Consider the following 10,369-nt stretch of genomic DNA (forward strand, 5'->3'; position numbering starts at 1 on the left):
CATCTGCAAACAAGGACGCGTGCACCGGGTGTGTGGCCGGATATATCCCTCGGTCAGTGCAGCTCGCGGCAGCGGCCCGGGTCAATCCGCCGCCCTTCGCTTAGAAAGGATTTTCGGTTATGGATGAATTCGCCGGATCGGTGGTGGTGACCGCGATCGAACAGACGTGGTCGGTTATCCGCGCTCACCACCCGGACGTACCGAAAGTCGTCGTGACGGTCGGGGCGGGCTCGGTCGGGTCGCCGCGCGGGATCCGGCTCGGGCAGTTCGGGCCCGATCGCTGGCAGCGCGGTGAGCAGTGGATGCCGGAATTGTTCGTCGGCGGAGAGGGATTCGCCCAAGGCGCCCGCGATGTCCTGGCCACGATGCTGCACGAAGCCGCCCATGGCGTCGCCCGCACCCGTGGGGTCCAGGACACCAGCCGCGCCGGCGCCTACCACAACGCCCGATACCAGACGATCGCTCAAGAACTCGGCCTGTCGGTGACCCGCGAACCTCACCGCGGCTGGTCAGCGACGACCCTGCCCGAGCCCACCGCGAGCCAGTACCACAGCGAGATCGAGGCACTGGCCGCCGTGCTGACCGCACGCCGCCGCTCCGAACACGAACCACCTCCCCGCGACCCGACAGCACCGGCCGACGACGCGGACGACACCATCGACGAGCAGGAGCGCGAACGCGCCCCCCGCAGCGGGCGCGCCCTGGTGTGCGCCTGCGACCCGGTGCGCCGTGTGCGCGCCGCGCAACGCACGATCACCGCAGGCCGGATCTTCTGCGGATTCTGCAACGAACTGTTCCGAGTCGACCAGACAACCCAGGACGCGTGACGCATATGCCTCAACAACCCGACAACCCTCACGCCGATGACTCGATCGGCAACAGCAACTGCGACCCGGTGCTGGCCTGTCAGTGCTGCCCGCCCCGGCGAATCGAGGCCGACCAGATGACGATCGACCGCGGTACGATTGTGTGCGGGATCTGCGTACAGCCCTTCACCACCGAAGCTGGTTCTGGCGCATAGGCATCAATCCAGGCCACCGCTCGACGAGCCGATTCCGGCGGTGCTGCCAGAGATCAAATCCGTTCGCACGCACCGAAACCCAGGTTTGTGTCATACCCGGTCGCTACCGTGATATGTGGTTGACGTTCGCGTGGATGCTCTGGGGGTGAGGATGGCCGGGCCGGATCTGGGAAACCCGTGTTATGCGCTGGAGATGGATGCCGCGCTGGGCCGCCACGACGAGTACATCGACATCCGCGACCCGAAAGTTTTCGCGACCTGGCAGAAGACCCCGGGGCTGCGGTGCCTGGTTTGCCAGCATCCGGTGACGGTCTACCACTCGAGTGCGAAGAACCCGTTTGTGCGCCACGGCAAAGGCTTTGGGGCCACCGGCGATCGGGCCGCGAAGACCTCGGCGCGCGAGACCTTCCTGCACTTCCGGCTCAAACATTGGGTATGCGCGGAGCTGAAAGCACTCGGCTCCAAAGACGCTCAGGTGGAAACCCGCCTCGAGGCCCGCACCCCGGATGTCTTCGGCCACCTGCATGGTCGCGGATTCGCCGTCGAGGTCCAATGGTCCGGGCTCGACCACTCCGTCGCGCAAGCCCGCACCCGGGATCTGCTGGCCGCCGGCGCCGACGAAGTGCTGTGGCTGACGCGGCCCTGCACCTGGGCCGAGCGGCTGCCGGTGCTGGGCATCATCTCGTTCAACCCCGATGGCGACGACTACACCGCCCACACCGGATTTCTCACCTACCGCCCCCGCCTCGGCCTGCGACCCGCGCACATGTCCGTCCGCGATTTCCTGCGTGACTGGACCGCCGGTGATCGGCTGGCGTGGGCCTACGTGGACCACAAGAAAGGAGGCTGGGCCACCGTGACCGACTGGCAGCACCACACCAAAGCCCAAGCCGAGGAGATCGCGGCCAAGAAACGTCAACTCGCCGCAGCACTGACCGAGCGCGACGAGCTGCGCGCCAAATTCGAGACCGCCTGCAACTCACTGCGCACCACCGCCGACAAACTCACCCGCCAAACCACTGCGGTCGAGCAAGCCCTCACCTACCGCAAACAGCTCGAATCGAAGATCACCAGCCAGAACGCCGAACTGCACCGCGCCGACCAGGACATCAAGACCGCCGAGCAGGAGCGCTCAGCCGCCCAGCAGAAGATCGCCGACCTCACCGACCAGCTCGCCTGGCAAGCCGCCCGCCTCAATCTCCGCGCCGCCGCGACCATCACGCTTACCGTGCTGTGCCTCGCGCTCGGCCTAGCAGTGCTGCTCACCTGAGAACGACTAATACCACGCGCGCGTTAGTCAGACGTTCAGATCGGTTGGCTTACAAGGCTTCCGACGCACCATAATGCCGATGAGGGCGCACCTGATTGCGGACGGATCAAACCGCACAGCCGTTCCGCTCCGCTCGTACCCCGACAACAGTCTTCGCGCCTTTCAGACGTCGCCACATCGATTCCACCGCCGACTGACAGCGCGTACTAGACACTGGAACGCGGAAGCAAGCCACGAGCAGGAGGGGCGCCATGGTTGAGTCGCCACCGGCGGCCATGATTATCCGGGTGGAGTGCTACGACGCTAATCGCACGCGCGTTCGGGGATTTCGCGATCCGAGATTTCGGGTTGAGGTCTCTTATTCCGAGGATTATGACCGCTTCTTTCGAAGCGGTGGTTCGGTCGAACTTGAACAGGCCGTTCGGGCTGCGCTCGCCGATCAAGCAGGGCCAAAGCGCACGCGTATCGATCACGTGGAACGCCGTCGGGACAGCAGAGTAGGTGTCGACCAGTTGGTGCTGATCGGCGGCGCGCTGGGTGGCCTCGGCGGAGTGGCGCAGATACTGAAGATCATCTTCGCGCGCCACAGCGGGAAGTTGGTAAAGTTTGGGCCGGACGGCACTCCGCAAGAAGTGGTGGGGCTGAGTGCGAAAGAAATCACCCATCTGTTGGAAAGAACGGCCGGTCTGCCACCGGGGGTATCCGAGCAAGAAAGTACCAGAAACTGGCTGGGCTGTGTAGTAGCCCGAATCCGTGGCCGTGCACCTGGTCCGCGCTTGAATCATCTCTAAATGCACAACGCACTCTCGTGCCGCTGGGTGCGCGGTTCGACCGGCCGCGCAGCCACACACCCCAAGATCAACGCGCCGAGATCTTCTCGGCCTCAGCGACGCACCATATTGCCAATTCCAGGTTGTCGGTGTGCGCCGCACGGTAACAGCGAACCGCTATCGCCGATCTATGAAGATAGATGCAAGATCGTAGAGAGGCCGACCATGGACAGCACGCCTGTCGAACCCGACACAATCACCCACGTCAGTTGGGTGGGCCTCCGATGACTTCTTCACCGCAGATCTCTCCCGAGGAGATTGAGGCCAAGTGGCTTGAGATCGCCCCTCTTATTGACCGGGTGACCGAGCGCATCGGCGACTCACGCGACTTCCTGGTGACCCCGGGATCTTCCCTCGCAGGCGACGACGCTGCCAGTAGCCCGTATCAAGTTTCACACGTCGTCAAATCGAGCATCACCGCTGGGGTGGACCACCTCCACGCCCTCAAGGTGCTTATTCGTGACGCGCATGTGCTGCACGCCTTAGCGCCATTCAGCCTCGCTCGCGGTGCACTTGAGAACCTGTCTATCGCGTATTGGGTGCTTCTTCCGAGTCAGCGCAATGTTCGTATTGAGCACGCACTCCGGTGGCATGCACAGAACTATCTCGACGGAGGAAGGGCTCTCGTCCCGAGAGGGCATCCCAACAGCGACCCCGCGCCGAAGCTGACCAAGTTGGAAGATGTTGCGCAGCAACGCGATATCACCGCACGGATTCGTACTGGGCACAGCAGCACCGAAGCGGTGAAGTTCTCCGAGGACAATGCTCAGCAGGCAGGCGCAGTTCTCTTCGCATGGCAGCTTTGCTCCGGCTACGCCCACGGTCGTGCATGGGCGCGGCTAGGCGCGTCCGATCGGGTGACTGACACGACCACTCAGCCAGGCGTGGTAGCGCTTACGCTGACTGCAAACGAGGGGACGGTGCAATGGGTCGCGCTTGAAGCCTTGCACCTCCTAACCGACGTTCTCCGCACGTACGATCAGCGTGCGAACGCACATCTCGAGTCCCTGCTTCGGGACTGAGCATTCTGCGAGGCGTGGGAGTGTTAGCTATCCTCTCTGGCCGCTTATCGGGCGGTAACGGACAACTCCGGACAGCTGCACCGCCAAGCCGGAACCACGGAGACGGTCGAGCCCGTCCAAGGAGCATGGACATGACATCCGAGTTCGAAGGCGATCCATGGGACGGCTACACCGCCGAGGGTCTGCTGCGCCAATGCCAACTCTTCGAGGAGTGGCTGAGCGGGGACTACTTCACCAACGTTCGGCCACCTAACTGGGAGCCATGGCCGACGAGCCCTAGCTAATCCCGTTGCACCCCCAGATAACCGCGGGCCGGATGCTGCGTTTCCTGCGGCGGTGCGGGTGTCCAGCCGCTGAATGCGGTCAGTTGTGCCCGTGCTCGTCGACGAGCTGCGCCATTTGAGCCGTCATGGTCGCAAGACGGCGATCCGTTGCATACTGGTTGGTCTACTTCTAGTTCAGCGACGAAGGGCGTGCTGATGCTGTCCGAGGCGGACGCCACGGGAGGGTGGACCTTCCATGAGCATCCACGGCAGGGCCCCATTCTGACCCGGCGGATGTACCGACGCCAGCTCGCCATATGGGAAGACGGGCACCTTCTCCAGTTCCAAGTCGACACCGACACCGCGACCCTGCGAATGGGCCGACGCAGCACCGTCGCGGCGGCGAAACTAGCGGCGGAGAAAGCGGCCAGGCCCGTATCCGGCCCCGTCAAACCTGCCGACTGAGCGGCGCAAGACGTCACCTGGTCGGACGCTGTACAGCGTCACCCCGGTTGCCACGACCTCTGCGGCGACGGGTCGCCGCGGCGCGAAAGCGCTCGCGCGACCGTCCACTGCCGTGTCTCGATGCGGCCTTGCCTATTGGCGGCCGGGATGGCGAAGCCGACCAGGCCGATCCAGGACCCGTCGATGCACTGGGCCCATGCGTAGAGCAGCCCGGGAACCGTGCTCGTGCAGTCGAGGCCGGCGCGTTTGATGCGCATAGACACAGCATCGCGGCGGAACGGGCCTTGGGGTGTGATCGCGATACTCAGGTCGACCAGAACCGGTGCCGGTGGATCGATGACACGGCGGAGCGACGCTGAGAAGTCATCGCTCCAGTATTCGAACATACTTGCTATATTCTCATATATTGGCTGGTCACCGGAGAGAGGGTCTGGGCGTGGTGGACGTTGGTGATCGTGTGCTGGTGGCTGGTGGGGCGTCGGTATTCGAAGTCCTCGAGATCGACGGCGAGCACGCGCTCGTCGAGTCGATCCAGGCCGACGCACCGGGCCGCTACCCGTTTCCCGCACGGGTGTCTGAGCTGGTCCCGGTCGATACAGATCCTGGCGGTAGCTGATATCGCGGTCTGGTCTGGAATCCCACGCCGATAGCACTCACGTATCGGCGGTCAGGAGTAAGGGGCTGCACCAGCCCAATCCGGCTGGTAATCCGGGTGATCGCGCCAGATCTCGGCGATGGCGCGCAACGTCGGTATCCGCTCGAGGCGGGATCGTTCGGTGTCCGGAGTTGCGCCGAACAGGTGAGTCAGCTCGCCTTCGTATTCGAGCACGGAGATGACTGCGGTCCGCAGCGCTGCGACGTAGCGCTCGCGTGCGGGATCTCGTTCGTCATGGGCGAGGCGGGCGACGATGAACTGTTCGATCCTCGGCGGCTCGTTGTCGGTCATGTCGTCGATTCTCGACGCTGGGCTCTCGATAGCTAGGAGTTTCAAGTCCCCTGGCGACAAGGATTTCCCAGGCATGGGTGGGCGGTGGCGCTGAATCCTTGGAACTGGTCGCGGTCCAAGCGGTGGGCAGCGCGGGTGTCGTTGTGCCCGTTGCTTTTTTAGGTTTTCGGCTGTCGGTCATTGGCTTGCGAACGTAGCGGCGCCGTGGTCGAGGTGAACCCTCGGCGTGCCCGCCTGGGTCGTACTCGTCGAGGGGGTCGACGGCGAAGCTCGGCTCTGGTTGAGACTCGCGTTCTTTGACCATCTTTCCCCATCGGTCGTAAGCGCCTTGTCTGGTGATTCCGCACGCGTCCCCGATCTGTTCCCAGGTTGCGCCAGCCGCACGAGCGGCCGCTACGACGTGCTCATGCTCGACCTTCGCCTCCCGCCGGATTCGCAACTTGGTCAGCTCCCATAAGGTCAGCAGATCCCCTGTTACTGGGGTGTCACCGATCGGCGCTTCCATGTCGGCGAGCTCGGCGGCGTCGTTGATGAGCTTGGTTGCCCACTCGTCGCAGATATTGCGGATCTCGGCGTTCAACCAGTTCGCGGCGGCGGCGATTTGATGCCCGGCCACCTGGACCTCCGAGGCGGATCCGGGCTTGCGGGGTCGGGGGGTCATGGCTACCACCGAATCAGCACCGAGGGGCACTGTCAAGTAATCCAGTACATAGATCGTTGGTATTTCCGCAGGAAGACCGTGAAGTGTTCTTGCAGTTGTACGTACAGTTGTGACTGTGCTCACCGAAATTGTGGCCTTCGTCACACAACCGGAGGGTAACTTGAACGGTGTGTCTATGGGCAACCTTGCTGGTCGATGACGTGACCAGCAAGGTTGTCTATCTGGTCGACGGACCAGTCGGTTCTGGGTGAAATCGCCTGCGCTTCAGCGTGTTATCGGCCCGTGATCATCGGGGAATGTGCGGCTACAGTGCAGAACGTGCAACGGGTCGCTGATCGGTCGCGGTAGCCCCGGAACGAGTCGTGCTCCGCCCTCTGGCAAGGACGGAGCACGATACTCGGCGGCCTGTTGCAGTGCATTCGGTAAACGCTCTCCAACAACTAGGAGCCACCATTGGCGACCATAACTGCTGGCATGCGCACGAGCAATCGGGCGGACGTGGTAGTGACCGCAAACGTCCGTGACGAAACCTGCGGCCAACCCCGTCCGGACGCAACGTCCTGCGCTTCGTCGTCGGCGACCGTCGGCGTCGACATCCAGGCCCGTTTGGCCGATAACCACGCAACTCTCGTGCTGATCATCTGCCTCGGAGTCGCATTCGCAATCATCGCCGGGCTGTTGGCCGGCATCATTGTCCGGTTCGATGGTGCCACGATGGCCAGGGCAATTATGAAGGGGGCTTACGCCGCGGCCTTCACGCTGACCGTCGCCACCGGGGTCATCACCCTGCTCACGCTGATGTCATAGACGACTGACGGACGGTAGCCGACTGTAAGATCGGCTACCGCCCGACTCTCGGGCTTAACCGTGTCACGTTCTCTCGGCGCGCCTGTCGGTCAGCACCTTTCGCGGTGGGCAGTATTCGTGCGATGCCCACAAGCCACGGGATCGATCCTGTCTGGCTGGATCGTCAACTCGCCCGGTTCAAGCCTTCGGACATGGATGCAGCCGTCAAGTTGATGCGCGAATACGACCGCGCGGACCGGCAGGCCGCCCAACGAGCGGAACATGACTGTCGATGTCGGGCCGATGCACCTGTCGATACGCTTCTCCGCATGTCTACGCTAGGCGAGCAGTTTCGTCGGCAAGTTCGCTACCTGAAGACCTCTGCCCGCCTGTTCGACGAGGGGGACGAGGAAGAAGCCATCCGGCTTGCCGTGACGCTTCGTGTCCTGCTGCATGACACCACAAAGAGCCACTCCTTGCTGAAGCTGGCGGGACTGAAGTCAGGGATGAAATTCCTCGACACTGCGATCGTGGGCGGCACCGAAATCTACGCTGGTCCCGTTGTGTTTCAGTTGGAGTATGTGACCGACGACGGCGAGACGGGGTTCGCGCCGTCCGGACAGGATGGCCTGGTCGAGGTGGTGCCGACGCTGGATGGCGGAGGCAGGATCTGTGCCCCCCGTCGGCGGCGCGGGCACGAGACACTCAAGCCGTTCAATGAGTGGTGGACGACGTACGTGATCGATACGGCATCCGGTAGCAAGACGCTGTCGCGGAAACAACTCATCTGGTTGATGGCGAACAAGGACGGCGGCGCTCACGTCGACCCGAGCGGTCCGGGAGATGTCTACATCGGATTCGTCAAGCGTGGGCACGGCCAGCTATACAGCGAGGACCCCGATGCAGCGTTCACAGCGCCCGAGAGTATGCGGCCTTTCGAAGGGAATGCCGCAGCAGAATCCGTGCGCCAAATAGCGTGGGAGGTCTTAGAGACCTTCGACAACGACCCGGCGACGCAAGCATGGCGAGCGATGAACTGACCAAGCACCGCGAGCGGCGGTACGCTCGACGGTATGGCTGGTCGGAAAACGTCGGTGAGCTTTGACGACGCAACCCTGGAAATCCTCGCGCGCCGTGCACAAGAGGAAGGCATGGACCGCTCTGCCTACCTCGCAGACCTAGTGCGCCGCGACGACCTACGCCGCCGCCTCGCCGCCGACACCGCCACCCTCGCTGCGGCCGGCCACGCCCCCGAGCGAGCCAGCATGCTCACCGCTGCCCTGATCACGCAGCGCCGTACCGCCAGCTGATGGCTATGCCCCGATTCGGCGAGGTCTGGAATGCCCCGTCGGGTTCCGTGCTGCCCGGCGGAATGCTGTGCCTGATCGTGTCCAGCGACGACTACAACCGAATCCGACGCCAGTACATCATCGTCGAAGTCCTCGCCGACGCGCTGACCGGCGACGCCATCATCTGCGACCTCGGCCCGGTCGGCGTCGCACTCACCGGCGCACCCTTCACCGTCGGCCCCGGATGGTTCCAGGGAGCCGACGAACCGATTGCCGTCCTCGACGACGCGACCGCACGCCGGGCCACCGACCAAATCAAGGCAATCCTCGGGCCATGACCGTCGATCATTTGGGTGTTATCTCGACAGTGGTCGGATCGAGAGGTCTGCGGCCGCGGGGTGCCGGGAACAGTCGTACGCCGCACAAGAGATCGATTACCGCGCGGCGAGCGGCTAGATCCGCATCCTCAAATGCGGCCACCGGCGAAGACGCAGCCAATATGGCCGAGGCAGCCGATCCGGCCGTGAGCCGAATTCGTTCAGTGTCGAGTTGGGCGATCTCCGCTTCCGATTCACGGCGGATCTCGGCGTACAGATTGCCGTCGATCAACGCCCGTTTGTAGTCCTCGCGCGCCCGCTTGATGCGGTCACGCAATTCCTGCTGCTTGTCGGTGAGCGCTCCGACTCGATCGTCGTCAGGCTGTTGAAGTAGGTCAGCGAGATCCGGCAGCGCCAGCCGGCGAGTCACAAAAGTGAGTACGAGTTCATCGATCTGCTGTCGGGACCGCATGACGTGACCAGCGCACCGGTATCGACTGCCGTGGGCTTTCACTGCGGCGCCGCAGATTCCGCACAAGTAGAGACCAGAGCCGAGATGGCGTCGTTCCGTTCCGTTCCGATTCGATTTTCGGCTTGGGTCGTCCAGTCGACGCTGCACTTCAAGCCAGACGCCGTCCGGAACGATAGGCTCCCACTGCCCCCGCACGGGTTCGCCAGTTTCGTCGCGAACAATATCGCCGTCGAGCATGCTCCATCCTGCATAGCGTGGGTTGCGCAAAATGCCGGTGATGGTCGAAGGATTCCAGGACTTGTTGCTACGGGTTGCCAAGGCAGGCACCGATTTCGGTAGATCCTGTACCTTTGTCCGGTCGCCGAGAGTTCGGATAGTTGGTTCTACGCCGGATAACGCCGCGGCAATCGACCTCAATGAGGCGCCGTTGGCGAAGGCGTTGAATACCTCACGCATAGCCGCCGCCTCATCGGGGACAAGCTGTCCGTCGAGCGTGTAGCCAGTAGCTCGCACACCTCGAGGCGGCCGTCCTTTCGCGGCCCGCTGAACTTGTGCGCGGCTTTGACGGGCGCCTTTTCGTTCCATCTCGGCGCGAGCGACAGCCGCTTTGATCCGCGCGTACATCCGGCCGCCATCGGTCTGTAGATCAGCTTCCCCGTTCGCGGTCACTAGCCGCAGCCCCTGGCTTTCGGCCGCATCGATCCAGTCTTCAAGCTGCCGCGGTTGTCTTGTGAGGCGATCGAGGTCCCACGTCACGAGCGCGTTGAACTGTCCAGCGCGGAAGTCCTCGACCATCTGGTCGTAGGCGGGCCGCACCTTGTCCTTGCTGAACGCCGAGACACTGTTGTCGACGTAGACCTGCGCGATGGTCCAGCCACGGGACTCGGCGATCTTCGTGCAGTCCTCGCGTTGGCGTTCCACGGCCAAGCCCTCGCCCGTAAGGTCGAGGCTAACCCGCAGGTAGATGGCGGCACGAACCGGAACAATGGGCACACGTTATTCTACCTCGGAATCCGGTCGAGTTCCG

The 10,369-nt window shown here is 63.3% G+C and carries 15 protein-coding genes; 11 read left to right on the plus strand and 4 right to left on the minus strand.

All coding sequences use genetic code 11. From position 1 onward, the window contains the following. Positions 1 to 119: 119 nt before the first annotated feature. From NN4_RS39005 to NN4_RS39025, 6 genes are all read left to right on the plus strand, one after another. Positions 120 to 827, plus strand: coding sequence for a hypothetical protein (locus NN4_RS39005; protein ID WP_147141829.1), 708 nt, complete (start codon positions 120 to 122; stop codon positions 825 to 827). 339 nt (positions 828 to 1,166) lie between these two features. Further along, positions 1,167 to 2,291 (plus strand): coiled-coil domain-containing protein, encoded by a 1,125-nt coding sequence (locus tag NN4_RS39010; RefSeq protein ID WP_147141832.1) that lies wholly within the window; start codon positions 1,167 to 1,169, stop codon positions 2,289 to 2,291. 251 nt (positions 2,292 to 2,542) lie between these two features. After that, positions 2,543 to 3,082 (plus strand): hypothetical protein, encoded by a 540-nt coding sequence (locus NN4_RS39015; RefSeq protein ID WP_147141835.1) that lies wholly within the window; start codon positions 2,543 to 2,545, stop codon positions 3,080 to 3,082. Positions 3,083 to 3,345: 263 nt separating this feature from the next. After that, positions 3,346 to 4,143 (plus strand): hypothetical protein, encoded by a 798-nt coding sequence (locus NN4_RS39020; RefSeq protein ID WP_147141837.1) that lies wholly within the window; start codon positions 3,346 to 3,348, stop codon positions 4,141 to 4,143. Between the two features lie 131 nt (positions 4,144 to 4,274). Next, a complete protein-coding gene (locus NN4_RS45460) occupies positions 4,275 to 4,427 on the plus strand; it encodes a hypothetical protein (RefSeq protein ID WP_186818841.1) in 153 nt (50 codons plus the stop codon). A 195-nt stretch (positions 4,428 to 4,622) separates the two neighbouring features. Next, positions 4,623 to 4,871 (plus strand): hypothetical protein, encoded by a 249-nt coding sequence (locus NN4_RS39025; RefSeq protein WP_147141840.1) that lies wholly within the window; start codon positions 4,623 to 4,625, stop codon positions 4,869 to 4,871. A 38-nt stretch (positions 4,872 to 4,909) separates the two neighbouring features. Here NN4_RS39025 and NN4_RS45465 read toward each other — a convergent pair whose 3' ends face one another. Further along, positions 4,910 to 5,257: a hypothetical protein gene (locus tag NN4_RS45465; protein WP_186818842.1), complete on the minus strand. Its 348-nt coding sequence runs from the start codon at positions 5,255 to 5,257 to the stop codon at positions 4,910 to 4,912. A gap of 50 nt (positions 5,258 to 5,307) precedes the next feature. Between NN4_RS45465 and NN4_RS39035 the strand changes: the two genes are divergently transcribed. Continuing rightward, on the plus strand, positions 5,308 to 5,487 hold the full coding sequence (locus tag NN4_RS39035; RefSeq protein WP_147141849.1) for a hypothetical protein: 180 nt from the start codon (positions 5,308 to 5,310) through the stop codon (positions 5,485 to 5,487). Positions 5,488 to 5,538: 51 nt separating this feature from the next. On the opposite strand, the gene NN4_RS39040 is transcribed toward NN4_RS39035, so the two are convergent. Then, positions 5,539 to 5,817 carry a hypothetical protein gene (locus NN4_RS39040; protein WP_147141852.1) on the minus strand — a complete coding sequence of 93 codons (279 nt, stop codon included), beginning with the start codon at positions 5,815 to 5,817 and terminating at the stop codon, positions 5,539 to 5,541. Continuing rightward, positions 5,759 to 6,433, minus strand: coding sequence for a hypothetical protein (locus NN4_RS39045; RefSeq protein ID WP_147141857.1), 675 nt, complete (start codon positions 6,431 to 6,433; stop codon positions 5,759 to 5,761). Before NN4_RS39045 ends, NN4_RS39040 begins: the two co-directional genes overlap by 59 nt. 519 nt (positions 6,434 to 6,952) lie before the next feature. Here NN4_RS39045 and NN4_RS39050 point away from each other — a divergent pair. The 4 genes from NN4_RS39050 (at position 6,953) to NN4_RS39065 (ending at position 8,891) form a co-directional block, all read left to right on the plus strand. Beyond that, the gene (locus NN4_RS39050; RefSeq protein WP_131817333.1) at positions 6,953 to 7,285 is read left to right on the plus strand and encodes a hypothetical protein; all 333 of its coding nucleotides are present in this window, start codon (positions 6,953 to 6,955) and stop codon (positions 7,283 to 7,285) included. Positions 7,286 to 7,407: 122 nt separating this feature from the next. After that, positions 7,408 to 8,304, plus strand: a complete 897-nt coding sequence (locus tag NN4_RS39055) for a hypothetical protein (RefSeq protein ID WP_147141859.1) — start codon at positions 7,408 to 7,410, stop codon at positions 8,302 to 8,304. A gap of 33 nt (positions 8,305 to 8,337) precedes the next feature. Further along, positions 8,338 to 8,574: a hypothetical protein gene (locus tag NN4_RS39060; protein ID WP_147141862.1), complete on the plus strand. Its 237-nt coding sequence runs from the start codon at positions 8,338 to 8,340 to the stop codon at positions 8,572 to 8,574. Next, the gene (locus tag NN4_RS39065; protein WP_147141865.1) at positions 8,574 to 8,891 is read left to right on the plus strand and encodes a hypothetical protein; all 318 of its coding nucleotides are present in this window, start codon (positions 8,574 to 8,576) and stop codon (positions 8,889 to 8,891) included. The genes NN4_RS39060 and NN4_RS39065 overlap by 1 nt, the downstream gene beginning before the upstream one ends. A gap of 7 nt (positions 8,892 to 8,898) precedes the next feature. On the opposite strand, the gene NN4_RS39070 is transcribed toward NN4_RS39065, so the two are convergent. Continuing rightward, positions 8,899 to 10,335, minus strand: a complete 1,437-nt coding sequence (locus NN4_RS39070) for a recombinase family protein (protein WP_147141868.1) — start codon at positions 10,333 to 10,335, stop codon at positions 8,899 to 8,901. Between the last annotated feature and the right edge of the window lie 34 nt (positions 10,336 to 10,369).

The sequence above is a fragment of the Nocardia ninae NBRC 108245 genome, assembly GCF_007990755.1.
Classification (GTDB): domain Bacteria; phylum Actinomycetota; class Actinomycetes; order Mycobacteriales; family Mycobacteriaceae; genus Nocardia; species Nocardia ninae.

What these genes read in the sequence shown, in the direction of transcription:
- NN4_RS39050 (WP_131817333.1), top strand. Translation starts at nt 6,953, where the DNA reads ATGCGCACGAGCAATCGGGCGGACGTGGTAGTGACCGCAAACGTCCGT.
- NN4_RS45465 (WP_186818842.1), bottom strand. Translation starts at nt 5,257, where the DNA reads ATGTTCGAATACTGGAGCGATGACTTCTCAGCGTCGCTCCGCCGTGTC.
- NN4_RS39060 (WP_147141862.1), top strand. Translation starts at nt 8,338, where the DNA reads ATGGCTGGTCGGAAAACGTCGGTGAGCTTTGACGACGCAACCCTGGAA.
- NN4_RS39005 (WP_147141829.1), top strand. Translation starts at nt 120, where the DNA reads ATGGATGAATTCGCCGGATCGGTGGTGGTGACCGCGATCGAACAGACG.
- NN4_RS39065 (WP_147141865.1), top strand. Translation starts at nt 8,574, where the DNA reads ATGGCTATGCCCCGATTCGGCGAGGTCTGGAATGCCCCGTCGGGTTCC.
- NN4_RS39025 (WP_147141840.1), top strand. Translation starts at nt 4,623, where the DNA reads ATGCTGTCCGAGGCGGACGCCACGGGAGGGTGGACCTTCCATGAGCAT.
- NN4_RS39040 (WP_147141852.1), bottom strand. Translation starts at nt 5,817, where the DNA reads ATGACCGACAACGAGCCGCCGAGGATCGAACAGTTCATCGTCGCCCGC.
- NN4_RS39055 (WP_147141859.1), top strand. Translation starts at nt 7,408, where the DNA reads ATGCCCACAAGCCACGGGATCGATCCTGTCTGGCTGGATCGTCAACTC.
- NN4_RS39020 (WP_147141837.1), top strand. Translation starts at nt 3,346, where the DNA reads ATGACTTCTTCACCGCAGATCTCTCCCGAGGAGATTGAGGCCAAGTGG.
- NN4_RS45460 (WP_186818841.1), top strand. Translation starts at nt 4,275, where the DNA reads ATGACATCCGAGTTCGAAGGCGATCCATGGGACGGCTACACCGCCGAG.
- NN4_RS39015 (WP_147141835.1), top strand. Translation starts at nt 2,543, where the DNA reads ATGGTTGAGTCGCCACCGGCGGCCATGATTATCCGGGTGGAGTGCTAC.